Below are 18972 nucleotides of genomic sequence, written 5' to 3'. Positions count from 1 at the left end.
GTTGGCCCGCACGCGGAAAGGTGATGACTAGCCGTGCCCGAGACCCCGTCCCGCCCGGTGCGGTACCGGCTGCTGGGCCCGATCGAGGTGTCGGGGCCGGACGGGCCGGTGCGGCTGGGCGGGCCGAAGCAGCGGTCGGTGCTCGCGGCGCTGCTGCTCGACGCCGGGCGCGTGGTGCCGGACGAGCAGTTGTTCTCCCTGGTCTGGGGTGCCGCGCCGCCGGCGACGGTGCGTGGCCAGGTGCAGGTGTACGTCTCCGAGCTGCGCAAGCTGATCGGCGCCGACGTGATCAGCCGGCGCGCCCCGGGCTACGTGATCGAGGTCGGGCCGGGGGAGCTGGACCTGCACGAGTTCGACGAGGCCGTGGCCCGGGCGCGGGAAGACCTCGACGCCGGCCGGGTCGGCGAGGCGGCCCGCCTGCTGCGCGCGGCACTCGACCTGTGGCAGGGGCCGGCGCTGGGCGGGGTCACGCAGTCGCTGCTGGACCGGGAGGGCCCGGCGCTGGCGGAGAAGCGGCTGAGCGCGCTGGAGGACTACTTCGACGCCGAACTCGCCGCAGGGCGGCACCGGTCGGTGGTCACCGAGCTGCGGCAGGAGGCCGAGGACAACCCGTTCCGGGAACGCCTGCAGGCCCTGCTGATGCTCGCGCTGCACAAGTGCGGGCGGACTCCCGAGGCCCTGGAGGTCTACACCGCGGTCCGGTCGCGGCTGATCGAGGAACTCGGCGTCGAGCCGGGGCCGTTGCTGCGGGACACCCAGGTGCGGCTGCTGCGCGACGAACCCGAGGAGGGCCCGGTGCCGCGGCAGCTGCCCGGCGACGTGCCGCAGTTCGCCGGGCGGATGCGCGACCTCGCGCGGCTGGACGCGCTGCTGCCGCTGGACGGCAGCGGTGGCCGTCCGTCAGTGTCGGTGGCGGTGGTCAGCGGCGGCGCGGGTGTCGGCAAGTCGGCTTTCGCGGTGCACTGGGCGCACCGCGTGCGGGAGCGGTTCCCGGACGGGCAGCTGTACGTCAACCTGCGCGGCTTCGACCCGGGTGCGTGCACGATGAGCCCGGCGGAGGCGGTGCGGCGGTTCCTCGACGCGCTGTCCGTTCCGGCGCAACGGATCCCGGTGAGCGTCGAGGCGCAGGTCAGCCTCTACCGCAGTCTGCTGGCGGACAAGCGGGTGCTGGTGGTGCTGGACAACGCGCGCGACGCCGAGCAGGTGCGGCCGCTGCTGCCCGGCGCGCCAGGCAGTTTCACGCTGGTGACGAGCCGGAACCAGTTGTCGAGCCTGGTCGCGGTGGAGGGGGCCGCGCCGGTGAGCCTGGACCTGCTGTCCGACGCCGACGCCCGTGAACTGCTCGCGCGGCGGCTGGGTGCGGACCGGGTCGCGGCGGAGCCGGAGGCGGTCGCGTCGATCAACACGCTGTGCGCGCGGCTGCCGCTGGCGCTGGCGATCGTCGCCGCGCGGGCCGCCACCAACCCGGGGTTCACGCTGGGAGAGCTGGCCGCCGAGCTGTGCGCCGCGCGCGGCGGGCTCGACGCCTTCGAGGGCGACGACGCCACCTCCGACGTGCGGGCGGTGTTCTCGTGGTCGTACCACCAGATCAGCCCGGACGCGGCCCGGCTGTTCCGATTCCTCGGGCTGCATCCGGGGCCGCACGTGACCGTCGCGGCGGCGGCGAGCCTCCTCGGGGTGCCGCGGGTGCGGCCGCTGCTGGCCGAGCTGACGCGGGCACACCTGGTCACCGAGCGCGCGCCCGGGCGGTACGCGTTCCACGATCTGCTGCGGGCGTACGCGATCGAGCTGACGCACGAGGAGGACGCGGAGGCGGAGCGGACCGCGGCGGTGCGGCGGATGCTGGACCACTACGTGCACACGGCGCACGCGGGCGCGGCGACGTTGAGCCCGCAACGCGAGCCGCTGGCGCTGGACCCGCCGGCGGCGGACGTGGTGGCCGATCCGCCCGCCGACGCCGGGGCCTGGTTCGCGGCCGAGCACCCGGTGCTGGTGGCGGCGATCGACCGGGCGGCGGCGACCGGGTTCGACACCCATGCGTGGCAGCTGGCGTGCGCGTTGAGCCACACCTTCGTCCGACAGGGCAGGCACTGGCTGGGGGAGCCGCGGACGTACGAGGTGGCGCTGGAGGCGGCCGCGCGGTTGGGGGATCCGGTGGCGCTGGCGCACAGTCATCGGGGGCTGGCGGTGATCCTCACGGCGCTCGGCCGGGACGAGGAGGCGCGTGCGCAGCTCGATCGGGCGCTGGAGTTGTTCGAGGAGCTGGGGGACCTCGGGTACCAGGCGGATGTGCGGCAGGGGCTGACCTGGGTTTGCGATCGGCTCGGGGATTACGCCGAGGAGTTCCACCACGCGCGGCGGGCGCTGGAGTTGTTCCAGGCGGCGGGGAACCGGTACGGGGCGGCCAGTGCGCTGAACAACATGGGCTGGAGTTGCGCGCGCTTGGGGGATCACGAGCAGGCGCTGGCGTACTGCAAGGAGTCGATCGCGGTGCAGGCCGAGCTGGGGAACCTGGTGGGGGAGGCCAACGCGTGGGACAGCGTCGGGTACGCGCAGCAGTCGCTGGGGAACTTGGATGAGGCGGTGCGCTGCTACGAGACCGCCGTGGGGCTGTACCGGCGCCACGGAAGCCGCTACTACGAAAGCCGAACACTAAACCGCCTGGGCGACGCACACCTGACCCGCGGCGATTTCGCCGCCGCCCGACGCGCTTGGCAGGCGGCGCTGGAGCTGCTGGAGGAGCTGGGTTCCCCGGACGGCGGCCAAATCCGCGCGAAGCTGGAGGGCGCGGCGGTTGGCGGGGCCGCCTCCGGCGGGGCGACTCTCGGCGGAGCGCTCGGTGGTGGGACGCGCGGTGGTGGGACGCGCGACGGTGCGGCGTTCGACGACGCCGCCGAGCGGCGGCCGTAGCGCTGGTGCGTCGTTGGGTGGCGACTGTAGCCCTGCTGCGCCGCCGAGCGGCGACCCTAGCGCTGCTGCGCCGCCGGTGGGTGAACGGCCCATTCATGCCCGCACGAGTGGCACTCTCGTCGGCCACCGAGCGGTCCACGACTGGCGCGAAGGCATGAACGGCCCGTTCATCGCCCCACCACCCCGGTTCCCCAGCCGCATGATCACCCTCCGCAACCACTCCTCACCCACCGAACCCACCAGGCAACACGCGCATGAACTCCAGGCAACCAACGCAACCCCCACACCCCTTCGAAGCGTTTTCGAAGCGGCGTTTGTAACTCTGTCGGAGTAACGCGGGAACGGCCGGGCGCACCACTGCGTCCCAGGCTGTGAACGACGAAGATCGGGGGCGGTGAACGAATGAGCGACGGTTCGCGGAGCCGCTTGGGTGCCCTGGTCCAGGGCTTCCGCCGGCGCGCGGGTCTCACCCAGCGCGAGGTCGCCGACCTGGCCGGGCTGAGCGTGGCCGGCCTTCGTGACGTCGAGCAGGGCCGTGTCACGCGCCCGCGCGTGTCCACCCTCCGCAAACTGGGCGATGTGCTCGGCCTGTCGCGAGTCGAGCTGGGTGAACTGCTCCGCGAGGCCGGCAGCGAGCAGGCCACGAGCCCGGGCCTCCGCGTCGAAGTCCTCGGGCCGCTGCGTGTCATCGCGGACGGTGAACCCGTCGACCCCGGCTCGGAGACCCAGCGCACCCTCCTCGCCCTCCTCGCGCTCTCCCCGAACACCCCCGTCGGCCGGGACGCGCTCGTCGAGGCCGTCTGGGGCGACCAGCCCGACTACGGCACCGTCGACCTCCTCCAGTCCCGCATCTCCCGCCTGCGCCGCCGCCTCCAGGCCGACCCGGAAAACGGTTTCATCGTTTCCGCCCGCGGCGGCTACCAGCTCAAGGTCGCCGAGGGCCAGCACGACCTGCTCCTCTTCCGCCAGCTCGTCGCCCGCGCCCGGCACGTCCGCGAGGAAGGCGAACTCGCCGAAGCGTGCGGCCTCTTCGCCGAAGCCGTGGGCCTCTGGCGCGGCGAACCACTCGAAGGCCTGAGCGCGCTGGAATCCCACCCGATCGTCGTCGCGCTCGTGCGGGAGTACCGGGCCGTCGTCGTCGAGTACGCGGGCGCCGCCTCCGATCTCGGCCGCTATCAGGAGGTCCTGCCGCTCCTCCAGCGCGTCGCCGAGGCCGACCCGCTCCACGAGGCCGTCCACGCGCGCCTCATGATCGCCCTCGCCGGCAGCGGTCAGCAGGCCGCCGCGCTGGACGTGTTCGACACGCTGCGCCGCCGCCTCGCCACCGAACTCGGCGCTGACCCCGGCCCCGAACTCGCCACCGCCTACCAGCGCGTGCTGCGCCAGGAGGTCGCGCGCCCGGAGTTCGCCCCGGTTAGCGCCCACCGCCAGCTGCCGCTGGACACCGCCGACTTCAGCGGCCGCGAGACCGAGCTGACCACCCTGCGGGACGGTCTCCGCGCGATCGACGGCGGCACCGCGGTCGGCATCGCGCTCATCGAGGGCATGGCCGGCGTCGGCAAGACCCGCCTCGCCGTGCACGTCGCGCACCAGCTGCTGGCCGAGGGCCGCTACGGCGACTGCCAGCTCTACGTCGACCTGCGCGGACACTCCGACCAGCCGCCCGCCGACCCGGCCGCGGTGCTCGCCTCGTTCCTGCGCCTGCTCGGCGTGCCCGGCGACCAGATCCCGCCCAGCCTCGACGAGCGCGCCTCCCTCTACCGCGACCGCGTCTACGGCCGCGATGTCCTGGTGCTGCTGGACAACGCGGCCAGCGAGGACCAGATCCTGCCCCTGCTCCCGGCCGGCCCGACCAACCTCGTCCTGGTCACCAGCCGCCGCGCGCTCGCCCTCGACGGCGCCCGCACCCTGCCGCTGGACGTCTTCACCCCGGCCGAGGCCCGCGAACTGCTCGTCCGGGTCGTCGGCGCCAAGCGGGTGGAAAATGAACCCGAAGCGGCACGGCGCGTGGGCGAGCTGTGCGGGTGGCTGCCGATGGCCGTCGCGCTCGCCGCCCGCCGCCTGCAGTCGCGTCCAACGTGGACGGTCGCCGACCTCGCCGCCCGGCTGGCCGAAACCGGTGACCGCATCGACGAACTGGCCGCCGGCAGCCGCCGCCTGCGCGCGGTTTTCGAACTGTCCTATCAGGCATTGGTGGCCGACGAACAACGCCTGTTCCGCCTGCTGGGCCTGCACCCCGGCGCGGACTTCACGCCCGAGTCGGTCGGCGCGCTGGCCGGGCTGACCCCGGCGCGGGCGAGGTGGCTGCTGGACCGTCTCGTGGACGAAAACCTGGTCACCGTCGTCACCCGCGACCGGTACCGGTTGCACAACCTGCTCGCCGAGTACGCGCGCGGTCTGGCCCGCGACCACGAGCCGGAGCCGGCGCGGCGCGCCGCGATCACCCGCGTCCTCGACTTCTACCTGCACACCGCGGCCCGCGCCACGCAGCTGATCTACCCGGCCAAGCACATCCCGCTCACCGGCGCCGCGCCCGCGCACGGTCCCGTGCTGCCCGACCGCGAGGCGGCGAAGCGGTGGCTGGAAGCCGAGCGGCCGGGCCTGATCGCGGCGGTGAGCCTGGCCGCCGAGCAGGGCTGGCCGACGCACGCCTGGCAGCTCACCCGGTGCCTGCGCGCGTACCTGTACCTCTACGGCTACAGCCACGACCACGACTGGGTCCACACGCACGAGGCCGCGCTGGCGGCCGCGACCGCCGCGCAGGACCGCGTCGGCGAGGCTCACACCCGCTCCGACCTCGCGGCGGCCTACCTGCACCACGGCCGCGCCGCCGACGCGCGCGAGCAGTTCCTGCGCGCGATCGACCTGCACCGCGAGAACGGCGAGCGCGAACTGGAAGCCACGTCGCTGACCGCGCTGGGCGTGCTGTGCCACCGCGTCGGCGAGTTCCCCGAGGCGCTGCGGCTGTTCCGCGCGGCGGGCCCGCGCTGCGCGGGCGACCCGCGCCTGGAGGCCGCTGTCGCGGCGAACCTCGGCGCCACGCTGGCCACGCTCGGCCGGCTCGATGAGGCCGTCGACCAGTACCGGCACGCGCTGGTGCTGTCCCGGCAGGCCGGTGACCCGGACGCCGAAAGCGGCGCGCTGGCCGACCTCGGTGACGCGTGGCGGCGGCTGGGCCGGCACCGCGAGGCGATCGAGCACCTGAAGGAGGCCGTCGATCTCGCCGAGGCGCACGGCCTGGAGCCGCGGATCGCCTACGCGCGGCACCGGCTCGGCAACACCTACCGCCGGACCGGCCGGTTCGACGACGCGCTCGGCAACCTCAACGAGGCGCTGCGGATCGTCCGCACGGTCAGCGGCCCGGCGACGGAGAGCGAGGTGCTCGTCGACTTCGGGGGCGTGCACCGCGACATCGGCGACCTGCTGACCGCCGCGGACCTGATCGAGGCCGGCCTGCGCACCGCGATCAACCGCGGCGAGCGGTACCAGCAGGCGCGGGCTCTCAACGAGCTGGCGGAACTGCACCGGTGCGCCGCGCGGGCCGGGCTGGCGCAGGACTACTGGCGCCGCGCCTACGCGCTGTTCGACGAGCTGGGCACGCCGGAGGCGGCCGAGCTGCGCGAGTTCACCGGAGACCGCTGGCCCGTGACGTCGGTCGCGTAACCGAACCCAGACTCCCGGCGCGGCCATCGCCCGCCCCGGGACCAGCGGACACGCCGAGGCGCCGCCTCGCCTCGGCGTGTCCGCCACCACCGTCCACGGTGGACGTTAAGTCAGATGAGCCCGTTGCGCAGCGCGTAGGACACCGCGTGCGTGCGGTTGCGCAAGCCGAGCCGGCTGGTGAGGCTGTGCAGGATGTTCTTCACCGTCCGCTCCGAATAGGACATTTCCGCGGCGATCTCGGCCGTGTCCTGGCCGTCGGCGAGCCGCCGCAGCACCTCGGTTTCCCGGCGCGACAACCCGTTCAGCATCAGCTCCCGCGGCGCCAGCACCTCGCGCTGCAGGCGGGCCAGCCCGTGCAGCACCTGGCCCAGCTGCTCGGCCGGCAGGTGGCCGTGACCCTGGTGCGCGTCGGCGATCGCGCGCAGCAGCCGGGTCGTCGTCAGCTCCGCGCGCGGGATCAGCACCACCAGGCCGTTCTCGATCGCCGTCCACAGCTCCGCCGGGCGGGGCGTGCCCGTGATCAGCACCAGCCGCGCGTTGGTCGGGGCGTCGGCCACCAGGTCCGGCAGATCCGCCGCCGACCCGGTCATCGCGACCACGACGTCGGCCGACGAGGGCGGTCCGGTGACCACGTGGATGCCCGGTTTGCCCTGGATCTCGCTGAGCAGGCCCGCGCGCAGGAACACGTCGTCGGCCAGCACGGCGACGCGGACCACGGCGCGGTCGGCCGCCGGAACGGCGTGCAGGCGGGTGGCGGGCCGGCCGCCGGGGATCTCCCGCGTAGCGGTGCGCAACGGCATAGGGCCACCTAACCGTACCGATGCCGGGGGAACCAGGCGGAAGCACCGGCAGGTTTCGGCTCGCGCAGTTCTGCCGGTTTAATGGGTGGCGGTGAGCGAGACACTGGACATAGGGTCGCCGGGGGAGGGTCCGACCTTCGGTGAGCTGCTGCTACGCCATCGCCGCTCGGCCCGGCTCACCCAGGCCGACCTCGCCCAGGCCTCGGGTGTCAGCGTCCGCGCCCTGTCCGACCTGGAACGCGGCCGGGCCCGCGCTGCCCAGCGCCGCTCCACCGAGGCCCTCGCCGACGCGCTCGGGCTGACCGGCGGCGCCCGCGAGGACTTCCTGGCCGCCGCCCGCGACGGCCGCCGCCGCAGGTCCAGACCAGCGCCGTTCGCCGGGCCGCCGCCGGCCGCGGTGCCGGACCTGGTGGGCCGCGACTCCGAGCTGGCCACGCTGCGCCGCGCCGCCACCGATGCGCTGACCGTCCCGAGCGGCGTGGTCGTGTCGCTGGTCGGGCACCCGGGCGTCGGCAAGACCGCGCTGGCCCGCACGGCCGCGCACCTGCTGGCCGGCGAGTTCCCGGACGGCTTCCTGTCGGTCGACCTGCGTGGCATGGACGACCAGCCGGTCACCCCGCGCGCGGCGCTGGACGTCCTGCTGCGCGGCCTGCACGTGCCGGCGGCGGACATCCCGGCCACGGTCGCCGAGCAGTCCGCGTTGTTCCGGTCGCTGCTGGCCGGCCGCCGGGTCCTGGTGCTGCTGGACAACGCCGCCGACGAGGCTCAGGTCCGCCCGCTGCTGGCGGTCGCGACCGGCTGCCTGACGCTCATCACCTGCCGTCGCGCGCTGGCCGGGCTGGAGTCGGCGCGCTGGTTGTGGCTGCGACCGCTGGAGACCGCGGACGCCTCGGCGCTCGTCGCGGCGATCGCCGGGCCGGACCGGGTCCGCGCCGAACCGGAGGCGGCCGTGGAACTGGCGGAGCTGTGCGGGAACCTGCCGCTGGCGGTGCGGATCGCGGGCAACCGGTTGGCGAGTCGTCCACACTGGACGATCGCCTACCTGGTCGACCAGTTGCGCGACGAGAACACGCGCCTGGCGGCGTTGTCGGCGGGGGATCTGCGGGTGCGGTCGGCGTTCGAGATGTCCCACCGGCGGCTGTCCCCGGCCGCGCGGATGGTGTTCCGCCGTCTCGCGGTGATCCCGGGGCCGGACTTCGGGGCCGATCTGGCGAGCGTCGCCACCGGCATGGCGACTGCGGATGTGCGCGCCCACATCGACGAACTGGTCGACGCGAACCTCCTGCAGGCCGGGAGCGTGCCCGGTCGCTACACGTTCCACGACCTGATCCGCCTGTTCGCGCGGGAGCGGCTGGCGGCCGAGGAGGAGGCCGGCTCGGCCTCGACCGCGATGTGTTCGGTGCTGGATCACCTGCTGGACACCGGAATCGAGGCCGGGCGACTGTTCTACCCGGACGCGCTGCGGGATTCGGTGGAGGCGAGCCGGTTCGCCACGCGCGAGGAGGCCGGCGCCTGGCTCGACGCGGAGGCCGCGAACTGGCTCGCCGCGCAACGAATCGCGCTCGCGCGGGGCAAGTCCCGGCAGGTGGTGGACCTGGCCCGCGCGCTGCACTGGTTCTCGGACGGCCGGATCCAGCAGCTGCCGTGGGAGGAGGTGTTCGCGCTCGGCGTCGAGGCGGCGCGGGCGCTGGGCAGCCGGGCCGACGAGGCGGTGCTGCTGAATTTCCTCGGCTGGGCGCGGTACTACTGCCTGGGGGACAACGAGGGTGGCCGCGCCGCGCACCGGGAAGCGCTGGAGATCGCGACGGAGATCGGCGACCGGCGGGAGCAGACGTGGGCGCTCGGTTACCTCGGTTCGGTGCTGCTGAGGTTGGGGCGGCCGTCGGAGGCGCTGGACCACGTCGAGCGGGCGGTCGGCTTGGCGGACATGGACTTCTGGATGGGGCAGGGCTCGATCCGGAACGTGCTGGGGAAGGTGTTGTGCGCGGTCGGCCGTCCGCGGGAGGCGCTGCTGGTGCACCGGGAGGTGCTCGCCGACACCGACCGGTATCGCGACGACACGAACCCGTTCACGTACCGGTTCTTCCGGGCGCTGACGTTCCAGCTGATGGGCCGGGCGCTCACCGAGACGGGGGACTGGCCGGGTGGTGCGGAGGCGTTCGGAACCGCGCGGGCGTTGTTCGACGAGGGCGGTTTTACGGTGGCGGGCGCGGAATGCGCGGTGCAGGAGGGCACGGCGTGGCGGGAGGCCGGACGGCTCGGACGGGCGGAGGACTGTCTGAGGGCGGCGTTGGGGGTTTTCACGGACGTGCTGACGCGGTGGCAGCGGGCGCAGGCGCTGGTTGAGTTGGTGCTGGTACTGGAGGCGACCGAGCGGGGCGTGCTGGCGGAGGAACACCGCCGGGAAGCGCTGGCGGTGTGCGAGGAGCTGGGTACGGAGGCGGCGGCGGAGCTGGGGAAGCGCTTGCTGGGTGGGGTTGAGCCGCGGTGATCACTGGGCTTGGTGGGTTGAGCGGCGTTGACCGCTGGGGTTTGATGGGTTAGCGGGCGCCTCCAGCCGCTTGAGCAGGGGCGAGAGCGTGGCCGGCTCCTGACGACCGCTGGGGTTTGGTGGGATTGACGGAGTAGCGCTGTTCTTCTGGCCCCTGCCTAATCCGGCCTAGCGCTTCAAGGTGTGCTGCGGCGGTTGTGGGTTCGGCCGTGCTCGTTTCGGCCGGTGCTGGCGCGATGAGTGCCGCAGCCCTCGGGGCCGACCTGCCTGCCTCGGCCGCGATCATCCACTGTGGTCACCTGGACCGACTCCTCCAGAGCTCGCGCGTCACAGCCGCCCCGGCTGGGACCCTGTGACCGAGTGTTGACGCGCACGATCGAGATACATACTGTAGGTATGTAACTGTTCGCGACGTTGCGAGGTGTCCATGTCGCACTCGGGGCCCAGTGCCACGGGCCGGATCGAGATCGGTGCCGAGCCGGGGCGGGTGTACGACCTGGTGAGCGATCCAAGCGTGCTGGCTGAGCTGGCCGAGGAGTACAGCGGGTTCCGCTGGCTCGGCGGAGTGACCGGCGCCCGGGTGGGCGCGCGGTTCCGCGGGATCAACCCGTCGCGGTGTGCGGTTGTGGAGCACCATCAGCACGATCACCGACGCCGATGCGGGGAAGCGGTTCGCCTTCGAGGTGCGGTCGCTGGGCATCCCGGTGTCCCGGTGGCAGTACGACATCGAACCGGCCGGCGACGGCTGCGTGGTCGTCGAGAGCACGTGGGACAAGCGGCCGGGTTGGTTTCGTGCGCCCAGTTCGCTGGTCACGGGCGTCTGGCAGCGCGAGGACAAGAACCGCGCCAACATCGCCGCAACCCTGCAACGGCTGAAGGCTCGCGCCGAGCGCCCCTGACGCTTCGGGAAAGCTTGCATCTCTGACGCCCGGGAAGGCCCCGTGCCGACCGGAAATGGCTGAGCCACAGAGCCATTCCCCCTCGCTGCGGTGGAAAAGTGGCTCAGCCACTGGATTTGAGCGTCGCAGCAGGGAAGCCGCTCGCGGTATCGAGTGGCTTATGGGAGCCATAGCGGCGAAGAAGCCGCGGTGGGCGAGTGGTCAAGCCTGGCTGAGTGGCCGAACCAGTGAGGCTCCTGGGCAGCCGGCGCCGCAAGTCCCGGGCTGGACGGGTGGCCGGACAATCTGCTCGGCGCGTGACTGGCCAATCTGCTGGCCGAGTGGCTGGACCAATCCGTTGCCCGCAGCGGGTCAACGGACTGCGTGTGGCTGAGCCACTTGGCCATTTTTGTGGCTTGCGGACCGAATCGGCCTTGAGTGGCTGGGCCAATCCGCCGGGCCGGCGAGCCGCGACGGTCTGCGAGTGGCTGAGCCACCTGGCCACTACAGCCGCGCGATTGTCTTCTCCAGAGTGGTTCGGATCTGCTCCGGGTCGTCCAGGTAGCCGCCCACCATGGCGCCGTCGCGGAGGAGGATCAGCACCTGCGCCGCGTGGGCGGGGTCGGGGTGGCCGGCGGCGGTCAGGGTATCCGTCAGGGTCTGGCGGAACCAAGTCCGATGAGTGTCGACCGCCTGGTGGATCGGGTGCCCTCTGTCCGGGTACTCGGCCGCGGCGTTGATGAACGGGCACCCTCGGAAGCCCGCACCACAGATCTCGTCGCCCAGGGCAGCAGCCACCAGGGCCGGCAGCTGGGCGGGTGACTCCGCCGATCGGGCCGCCTCGGCGAAACGGGCCCGGATCCGCTCGTCCTCCCGCTCCAGGTACGCCCGGACCAGCTCCTCCTTGCCGGGAAAGTGCCGGTAGAACGTCGCCCGGCTGACCTCGGCCTCCTCGATCACCCGGTCCACCGGCAGGCGAACCTGGGCCTCGCGAAGATCATCGATCACTACGACAGAACCATCCGCACCCTCGACCGGCCGCCGGTCATCATGGGGCACTCCTACGGCGGCGCGATCGTGCAGGTGCTGCTGTCCCGCGGCCTCGGCGCGGCGGGCGTCGCGATCGATCCCGCCCCCGTGCGCGGCGTCCTGCGGCTGCCGCTGAGCACGCTCAAGGCGTCCGCGCCGGTCCTGGGCAACCCGTTCAACCTGCGCAAGGCCGTCCCGCTGACGCCGGAGCAGTTCCACTACGCCTTCACGAACACCCTCACCGCCGAGGAATCCCGCGCCGTCTACGACCGGTACCACGTGCCGGCCGCCGCGCGCGTCCCTGTTCGACGGCGCACTCGCCAACGTCAACCCGAAAACGCCGCTGCGCGTCGACTTCCGCAAGCCCGACCGGGCGCCGCTGCTGATCATCGCCGGCGAGCGGGACCACATCGTCCCGGCCAAGATCAACCGCGAGAACTTCAAGCGCTATGCCAAATCCGGTGCCGTCACCGAGTTCCGCGAGTTCCCCGGCCGCACCCACTACATCGTGGGCCAGGAGGGCTGGGAGGAGATCGCCGACTTCGCGCTGGAGTGGTCCACTCAGCGGTAGACGACCAGCGCGCCCCGGCTCTTGCTCAGCGTGATGTCCGGCGGCACCTCGATCAGCTCACCGTCGACGGCCAGGCGCAGGCCGCCGCCGGGCGCGCTGATCCTCAGTTGCGCCGCGGCCGGCCGGTCCTGGTAGGGCGTGCACCAGCGCAGCGTTCCGGTCAGCACGGCCAGCACCACTCGTGTGCGCGCGAGTGGACGTTCCGCGTACACCACGCGGATGTCGAGCAGCCCGTCGTGCAGGCTGGGCCGGTAGGTCGGCGCGAACCCGCGGGGGCGGTACGCGCCGTTGCCCGCGAAGATCATCCACACCCGGCGCGGCTCGCCGTTGACGACCAGCTCCTGCGGTTTCGCCCGGCGCAGCACGTGCACCAGTCCGACCAGCACCGCCGGCCACTTCCCAATTCGCTTCTCCCACCGCTCCCGGTACCGGACGAGATCGGTGTAGAGGCCGGTGCTGCACGTGTTGACGAAGACCTGGTTGTCCGCGATCCCCAGGTCGATCCGCACCGCGGAACCGGTGCGCAACGCGGTGATCGCGTCGTCCGGGGTCTCGACGCCGAGATCGCGGGCGAAGTGGTTGAGGGTGCCCGCCGGGACGACGAGGAGCGGCACGTCGTGCTCCGCGGCGACCCGCGCGGCGACGTTGATCGTGCCGTCCCCGCCCGCGACGCCCAGGACGCGGCACGTCCGGGCGGCTTCGGTGAGGGCGTCGGTCAGGTCCTCGCCGTCCGCGGGTTCGACGATCTTCGCCTGCGGCAATTCGGCCGCGATCCGATCCAGCACCGTCGCGCCCGCGCTGCCCGCGGACGTGTTGACCACCAGGACCAGCCCGTCGCCGGTCGGCAGCGCGGGCGCCGGGCACGGCTCGGCCTCGGACGGGCCGGCCGGGGTGCGCGGCCACCAGGACAGCGTGACCAGGCCGGCGGTCACGCCCAGGCCGACCCCGGCGAGCACGTCGGACGGGTAGTGGGCGCCGGTGACGACACGCGAGGTCGCGACCCCGGCGGCGAGCGCCCCGACCGGCGCGGCCAGCGCGGGCCACTCCAGAGCGGCGCCGGCGGCGAAGGCGGCCGCGGAAGCGGAATGCCCGGACGGGAACGACGTCGTCCAGGGCACGCGCCGCAACTGCCGGACCGGCGGGATGGCGACCGTCGACGGGCGGGCCCGGCCGATGACGCGTTTGCTCAGGCCGTTGGCCGCCGCGCTGGCGATGCCGAGCGCGAGCATCCCGCGGAGCGCGGCGCGGCGGGCGCGGCGGTTGCGGGTCGCGGCGAGCGTACCGCTGACCGCCCACCACAGGCCGCCGTAGTTGGCCGCGCGGCCCAGGCGGGGCAGCACCCGGTCCAGGAGCACGGAATCGGTCGCCGCCACCCGGGCGAACACCTGCCGGTCCACCCGGGACACCCATCGCCGCATGACCCGCAGTCTATGCGCGCTCGGGGCTTGCTTCCGGGTCCGCCGAGGAGTACACCGGGTCTATGACAGGTGTCATAACCCTGGAGGAGTTGGACGGGACGTCCATCGCGCACGTCGCCGACCTCGTCCTGGCCTGCTCCGCCGGCACCCTCCGGAACCGGTTCTTCCTGCCCGGGCAGCCGGAGCCGCGGGACATCCTCGACCGGTACCGGCGCTACCTCCTCGCGGGCCCGCCGCACGGGGTCGCGCTGGTCGCGTTCAGCGGCGGGGCGGCCGCGGGGCTGCTGAACCTGGTGGCCGGTGAGCCGGGGGTGGCGGAGCTGGGCATCATGGTCGCGGACCCGTGGCAGCGGCGCGGCATCGCGACCGGCCTGGCTTCGTGGTTGCGGGCGTCGGGGCGATGGGCGGGTTGGACGGTGCGGGCGGTGACGCAGGCGGACAACGCGGCGGCGAAGGCTTTGTTGCGGGGGCAGGGTTTCCGGTTGTTGCGCGGGGTCGAGCGCGGGGAGTACCGGTACGAGCTGACGATGCCGGGGCTGGGTGACGGGGAGTGGGCTGATGGGGCGGCACGGCCCGAGGCTGAATCGGCTGGCAGGGCTGCGTGGCCGGCGGGGCTGGGGGCGTGACGGGAAATGGGTTGCCGGGGGGCCTGGCGGCGGAGGTGACGGCGTGACGGTGAGTGGGCTGAGAGGGCGGCGCGTGTGGTGCGGAGCCGTGACGAGCAGTGGGCTGCCCGGCCCGACGGGCCGGGGCGTGCAGGAGGTGGCGGAGTGACGCGAGGGCCGCGGGAGCGGATGGTCTACAGCGCGGCGCAGCTGATCCGGACCCAGGGGGTGAGCGGGACCGGGATGCGGGAGGTCGTCGAGCACGCGTCGGCGCCACGGGGGTCTCTGCAGCACTACTTCCCGGGTGGCAAGGACCAGCTGGTGCGTGAGGCGCTGGCGTGGTCGGGCGAGTTCGCGGCCGGGCGGGTCCGTCGCTACGCCGCGGCCGCGCCGACGCCGGCCGGCTTGTTCGCCGGGATGGTGGCCCAGTGGCGGGACCAGTTCCGGGACGAGGGCTTCGCGGCGGGGTGCCCGTTCGTCGCGACGACGGCGGATGTGGTGGCGGGCAACGAAAAGCTGCGGCAGGCGGTGTGCGCGGGGTTCGAGACGTGGCTGCGGCCGGTCGAGGAGAGCCTGCGGGAGATGGGGGTGCCCGAGGCGCGGTGCCGCTCGCTCGCGATGGTGATGATCAGTGCCCTCGAAGGGGCGATCGTGATGGCCCGGGCGCAGGAGGACGTGGCGCCGCTGGACGCGGTGGTGGCGGAGCTGGGCCCGGTGCTGGACGCCGCGCGGGAATGACCGCGCGGGTCTGGGGGGATGCGGCTGGAGGCTGCGGTGCGTTCGGTTGCATCGTGGTGGGGCTGGCGTAGGGGAAGTGGCGGTGCTGGACGCGGCGCGCGGTTGATGGCGCGGGTGTGGGGGGATGCGGCTGGAGGCTGGGGTGCGTTCGGGGGCGTTGTGGTGGGGCTGGCGTAGGGGAAGTGGCGGGGCTGGACGCCGCGCGGGTTGACGGCGCGGGTGTGGGGGGATGTGGCTGGACGCTGCGGTGCATACCCGGGCGTCGCCCACTGTGGACTGCCCCGAGCACTGTCGGGTGAAAAGCCGGCCCTGGAGTTTGCCGTGTGGGCGCACCAGGGAACCACCGCGACGAGTATCCGGAGTGGACCCACCAGGGGCCGCCCCGAGAGGAGGCTCACCGTGAGTGGATGGGTGCGGGTGCACGACGAGCCAGGAGGGCTGAACGCCACGTTCGTCCTCGCCCGGCCGCGGTCCGGCACCGTCGGCGAGACCCAGCGCGTCGCCCACGTCTTCCCGCTGCCCGGGGCGCGGCCGGGCGTGCTGGTCGCCTACTGCGGCTTCGAAGGCCGCCGCGGGGAGCTGGACCTGCTGGACCGCCCCGTCGGCATGCCGTGCGAGCGCTGCCTGGTCGTCGCGGCCCGCCGGGCCGGTGCCGGGTCGATCCCCCAGCAGCGGCGCAACTGAGCGGACAGCCGTCCAGTCACGATACCGAGCAAAATACCTTCTTGACTCGAACTCGCCCGCAAACTTAAAGTACGGTCGTCCACAAACTTTGGAGGGGCGACCATGACGACCGACGTGCTCACCGCATCGCTGCGCGGCGCGCCCTGGAAACGGCTCGCCGTCCTGGGCGACAGCGTCGCCGAGGGGCTGGGGGACCCGGTCGACGGCTACCCGCCGCCGCCGTGGGCCGACCGGCTCGCCGACCTGCTGCGCGAACACCAGCCGGACCTGGCCTACGCCAACCTCGGCGTCCGCGACCTGCGCGCCGCCCAGATCCGGGACACCCAGCTCGCCGCGGCCCTGGACTTCCGGCCGGACCTGGCGGTGGTCGCGGCCGGCGGCAACGACATGCTCCGCCGCTCCTTCGACCCCGTCGCGGTCGAGGAAACGCTTTCCGAAATCGTTTCCGCACTGCGTGAGGCCGGCTCGGCGGTGCTGGTCATGGGTCTGTTCGACATCTCCCGCTCCCCGGTCGCGGCCGAGGACCGGCGCGACGGCCTCCGCGTCCGGCTCGCCCAGCTCGCGGAACTCACCCGCCGCGTCGCCGACCGGCATGGCGCCTGGTACATCGACCTCGGCGACCACCCGGCGTCCGCGGACGCCGGGATCTACAGCGCCGACCGGCTGCACGTCAACGCCCGCGGCCACGCGATCGTCGTCACCGAGACCGTCCGCCGCCTCGCCGCGGAGCTGTCGTGCTGACCCGCGCGCAGGTCGTCGACGGCGCGCTGAGGCAGTACGACCGGTTCGCCGGCCTCGTCGAATCGGCCGCCGCCGAGTGGGACGCGCCGACCCGGTGCACCAAGTGGCGGGTGCGGGACGTCGCCGCGCACGTCGTCGGCAACGCGGTGGACACCGCCGCGGGCACCATCGGCTCACGCAGCCCGGACGAGCAGGCCGCCGCCCTCCGTCACCACGGCCCGGCTGAACTGGCCGCCATGCTCCGCGAAGCCAACGCGAAACTCCACAATTCACTGTCCGAACTCGACGACGAGCTGTGGGCGAAACCGAGCCGTGTGCGGGGCCGGACGATCGGCAACGGCGTCCTGACCCTGTGGTACGACGCCTACGTGCACGGCGACGACATCCGCGCCGCGCTGGGCCGGGAGTCCGAGCGGGACAGTGGCCTGACCGCCGCCGTGCACTGGGTCGCGGAATCCCTGCGCGAGCGGGGTTGGGGACCGGCACACCTGGAGCTGCACGGCTTCGGCCCGCTCGACATCGGCGGCGGGGGAGAAGCCGTCCAGGCCGACGCGCTCGACTTCGTGCTCGCCGCCTCCGGTCGCCGCGACCCGGCCGCGCTCGGCCTCGGCGACGACGTCAACGTGTACTCACGCTGACCCCTTCTGCGCCGCGGCGTAGGCGAGCTTGTCCGGGTTGACGATCGTGTGCAGGGCGACCAGGCCGTCCGCGCCCGGTTCGAGCAGCACGATCCCGAACAGCTCGCCCCACAGGTGCATCGCGATGCCGGGCTCGCCGTTGATCGAGCGCACCGAGAACTCGATGTCGCCCGCGCGAGGATCGTTGACCAGGCCGGCGACGTAGCGGGCGACCCGTTCGCGGCCGGACACCGGGCGGCGCGCCGCGGTGACCTTGCCGCCGCCGTCCGCCCAGGACACGACGTCGTCGGCGAACATCCGCTCCAGCGCCGCCACGTCGCCGTGCACGGTCGCGGCGAGGAACCGCTCCACGATCGCGCGGCGCTGCTCGGCCGTCGCGGTGAAGCGTTTGCGCCCGTCCGAGACGTGCTGCCGGGCGCGCCGGTAGAGCTGGCGGACGTGGGTCTCGTCGAGGTCGAGGATCTCGCCGATCTCGCGGTGGCTGTGGCCGAACGCCTCGCGCAGCACGAACGCCGCGCGCTCCGGCGGGGTCAGCCGTTCCAGCAGCACGAGCAGCCCGACCGACAGCGACTCGCGCTGCTCGGCGGTCTCCAGCGGGCCCAGCTCGTCGTGGTCGGTGAACACCGGCTCCGGCAGCCACGGCCCGGTGTAGAGCTCGCGCCGCGCCCGCGCGGAGGTGAGCCGGGTCAGGCACAGGTTCGTGACGACCTTCGTCAGCCACGCCTCGGGCACCTCGACGCCGGTGCTCGCGTCCCAGCGGAGGTAGGCCTCCTGCACGACGTCCTCGGCCTCGGACGCCTCACCGAGCAGCCGGTAGGCCAGGCCGCGCAGGCGCGGGCGGTTGGCTTCGAACAGGGCGAGACGGTCCACGCCCTCCAGGATGCCCTACCGGCCCTGCTGCGGATCGAAGTCGTCGTGCTCGTCACCCGAGGACGTGCCCTGCTCGCCGCGCAGGACCTCCTGCTCCTCCTGCGAGGAGTCCTCGGCGCCGGGCAGGTCCTCGCGCGGGTCGTCGTGCTTGCGTTCCATGCGCCCGGGCTACCCGGCCGCGGCGGGCCGAAACGGTTCAGGCCGGTGGTTCGGTGGTGCGGTAGATGGTGGTCAGCCACACGTCGAGCAGCACGTCGACCACGTCCGCCTCGGGCACGGCCGGCCCGTCACCGGCGAAGGTGGCGTACAGGACGCGCTCGTTCATCGAGTTCAGCGCGATCGCCAGGTCGCGCGCCGGACGCCCGGCCGGGGCCGCGCCGCGCGCCCGCTCGGCCTCGATGGCCTCCGCGGTGCGGCTGACCCACGTCTCCATCATGCCCGCCCACAGCTCCCGCACCTCGGCGTTGGTGTGGCGGGCCTCGGCCGCGGCGAGCGCGACCGCGCGGTGCGCGCGGAAGGTCGTGTAGATCGCGTCCAGGCACCGCCGCCACCGCTGCGCGGGGCTCGGGCCGGGGGTGTCGAACACCGCCGACGACGCCCGGTCGGCCTCCTCGGTGACCCGGTCGAGCAGCGTGAGCAGCACCGCGTCCTTGGAGCGGAAGTAGAAGTAGAACGTCGGCCGCGAGATGCCGGCGCCGCGGGCGAGGTCGTCGGTGGAGATCTCGCTCAGCGGCCGCTCCGCGAGCAGCCGCTCGGCGGTGGTCAGGATCGCCAGCTCCCGTTCGTCACCGCTGGGCCGGGGCGCGCGCCGGCCGCGGGCCGGGCGGGTGCGGACGGCGGGATCGGTGGCCATGCCGTCACCGTAGCAGGTGGTCGACGCCGCGTCGGCGTTCTCGACAGAGTGTTGACCGTCTCGACATACCGTTGGTACGTTGC

General features: G+C 73.4%; 14 protein-coding genes and 1 pseudogene. 9 read left to right on the top strand and 6 right to left on the bottom strand.

What is annotated here, in order from left to right:
* The first annotated feature begins 33 nt into the window (after window positions 1-33).
* Together IE290_RS12565 and IE290_RS12560 are read left to right on the top strand one after the other, a co-directional pair.
* The gene (locus tag IE290_RS12565) at window positions 34-2910 is read left to right on the top strand and encodes an AfsR/SARP family transcriptional regulator (RefSeq protein WP_229874437.1); all 2877 of its coding nucleotides are present in this window, start codon (window positions 34-36) and stop codon (window positions 2908-2910) included.
* A gap of 402 nt (window positions 2911-3312) precedes the next feature.
* Window positions 3313-6573: a BTAD domain-containing putative transcriptional regulator gene (locus tag IE290_RS12560; RefSeq protein WP_191244715.1), complete on the top strand. Its 3261-nt coding sequence runs from the start codon at window positions 3313-3315 to the stop codon at window positions 6571-6573.
* 110 nt (window positions 6574-6683) lie between these two features.
* On the opposite strand, the gene IE290_RS12555 is transcribed toward IE290_RS12560, so the two are convergent.
* Complete coding sequence (locus tag IE290_RS12555; protein WP_191244714.1) at window positions 6684-7373, bottom strand: helix-turn-helix transcriptional regulator; 690 nt, start codon at window positions 7371-7373, stop codon at window positions 6684-6686.
* Window positions 7374-7458: 85 nt separating this feature from the next.
* On the opposite strand from IE290_RS12555, the gene IE290_RS12550 reads away from it, so the two are divergent.
* Window positions 7459-9864 (top strand): ATP-binding protein, encoded by a 2406-nt coding sequence (locus IE290_RS12550; protein WP_191244713.1) that lies wholly within the window; start codon window positions 7459-7461, stop codon window positions 9862-9864.
* A gap of 427 nt (window positions 9865-10291) precedes the next feature.
* Window positions 10292-10763, top strand: a pseudogene (locus IE290_RS12545) (SRPBCC family protein).
* 483 nt (window positions 10764-11246) lie between these two features.
* Here the strand turns inward: IE290_RS12545 and IE290_RS12540 are convergent.
* Window positions 11247-12215 carry a TetR/AcrR family transcriptional regulator gene (locus IE290_RS12540; protein ID WP_191244712.1) on the bottom strand — a complete coding sequence of 323 codons (969 nt, stop codon included), beginning with the start codon at window positions 12213-12215 and terminating at the stop codon, window positions 11247-11249.
* A 117-nt stretch (window positions 12216-12332) separates the two neighbouring features.
* Entirely contained in the window at window positions 12333-13760 is a 1428-nt protein-coding gene (locus IE290_RS12535) for a bifunctional phosphatase PAP2/diacylglycerol kinase family protein (RefSeq protein WP_191244711.1), read from the bottom strand.
* A 62-nt stretch (window positions 13761-13822) separates the two neighbouring features.
* Between IE290_RS12535 and IE290_RS12530 the strand changes: the two genes are divergently transcribed.
* From IE290_RS12530 to IE290_RS12510, 5 genes are all read left to right on the top strand, one after another.
* Entirely contained in the window at window positions 13823-14386 is a 564-nt protein-coding gene (locus IE290_RS12530) for a GNAT family N-acetyltransferase (RefSeq protein WP_229874436.1), read from the top strand.
* A gap of 144 nt (window positions 14387-14530) precedes the next feature.
* Window positions 14531-15103 (top strand): TetR/AcrR family transcriptional regulator, encoded by a 573-nt coding sequence (locus IE290_RS12525; protein WP_229874435.1) that lies wholly within the window; start codon window positions 14531-14533, stop codon window positions 15101-15103.
* A gap of 399 nt (window positions 15104-15502) precedes the next feature.
* Window positions 15503-15787: a hypothetical protein gene (locus IE290_RS12520; protein ID WP_229874434.1), complete on the top strand. Its 285-nt coding sequence runs from the start codon at window positions 15503-15505 to the stop codon at window positions 15785-15787.
* A 102-nt stretch (window positions 15788-15889) separates the two neighbouring features.
* Window positions 15890-16528, top strand: coding sequence for an SGNH/GDSL hydrolase family protein (locus IE290_RS12515; protein WP_191244710.1), 639 nt, complete (start codon window positions 15890-15892; stop codon window positions 16526-16528).
* Entirely contained in the window at window positions 16522-17166 is a 645-nt protein-coding gene (locus tag IE290_RS12510; protein WP_191244709.1) for a maleylpyruvate isomerase family mycothiol-dependent enzyme, read from the top strand. The genes IE290_RS12515 and IE290_RS12510 overlap by 7 nt, the downstream gene beginning before the upstream one ends.
* Here the strand turns inward: IE290_RS12510 and sigJ are convergent.
* Genes sigJ through IE290_RS12495 form a run of 3 tightly spaced genes read right to left on the bottom strand, consistent with a single transcriptional unit; the run spans window position 17158 to window position 18889 of the window.
* Window positions 17158-18036 carry an RNA polymerase sigma factor SigJ gene (gene sigJ, locus IE290_RS12505; RefSeq protein ID WP_191244708.1) on the bottom strand — a complete coding sequence of 293 codons (879 nt, stop codon included), beginning with the start codon at window positions 18034-18036 and terminating at the stop codon, window positions 17158-17160. The genes IE290_RS12510 and sigJ overlap by 9 nt on opposite strands.
* A 15-nt stretch (window positions 18037-18051) precedes the next feature.
* The gene (locus tag IE290_RS12500) at window positions 18052-18195 is read right to left on the bottom strand and encodes a hypothetical protein (protein WP_191244707.1); all 144 of its coding nucleotides are present in this window, start codon (window positions 18193-18195) and stop codon (window positions 18052-18054) included.
* A gap of 37 nt (window positions 18196-18232) precedes the next feature.
* Window positions 18233-18889, bottom strand: a complete 657-nt coding sequence (locus IE290_RS12495) for a TetR/AcrR family transcriptional regulator (protein ID WP_191244706.1) — start codon at window positions 18887-18889, stop codon at window positions 18233-18235.
* Between the last annotated feature and the right edge of the window lie 83 nt (window positions 18890-18972).

It is taken from the genome of Amycolatopsis deserti, from assembly GCF_014653945.1.
Classification (GTDB): Bacteria; Actinomycetota; Actinomycetes; order Mycobacteriales; family Pseudonocardiaceae; genus Amycolatopsis_E; species Amycolatopsis_E deserti.
Note: the sequence above shows the minus strand (reverse complement) of the source record. Positions and strands in the feature narration are given on the sequence as shown.

What these genes read in the sequence shown, in the direction of transcription:
- IE290_RS12530 (WP_229874436.1), top strand. Translation starts at nt 13,823, where the DNA reads ATGACAGGTGTCATAACCCTGGAGGAGTTGGACGGGACGTCCATCGCG.
- IE290_RS12535 (WP_191244711.1), bottom strand. Translation starts at nt 13,760, where the DNA reads ATGCGGCGATGGGTGTCCCGGGTGGACCGGCAGGTGTTCGCCCGGGTG.
- IE290_RS12555 (WP_191244714.1), bottom strand. Translation starts at nt 7,373, where the DNA reads ATGCCGTTGCGCACCGCTACGCGGGAGATCCCCGGCGGCCGGCCCGCC.
- IE290_RS12560 (WP_191244715.1), top strand. Translation starts at nt 3,313, where the DNA reads ATGAGCGACGGTTCGCGGAGCCGCTTGGGTGCCCTGGTCCAGGGCTTC.
- IE290_RS12515 (WP_191244710.1), top strand. Translation starts at nt 15,890, where the DNA reads ATGACGACCGACGTGCTCACCGCATCGCTGCGCGGCGCGCCCTGGAAA.
- IE290_RS12500 (WP_191244707.1), bottom strand. Translation starts at nt 18,195, where the DNA reads ATGGAACGCAAGCACGACGACCCGCGCGAGGACCTGCCCGGCGCCGAG.
- IE290_RS12495 (WP_191244706.1), bottom strand. Translation starts at nt 18,889, where the DNA reads ATGGCCACCGATCCCGCCGTCCGCACCCGCCCGGCCCGCGGCCGGCGC.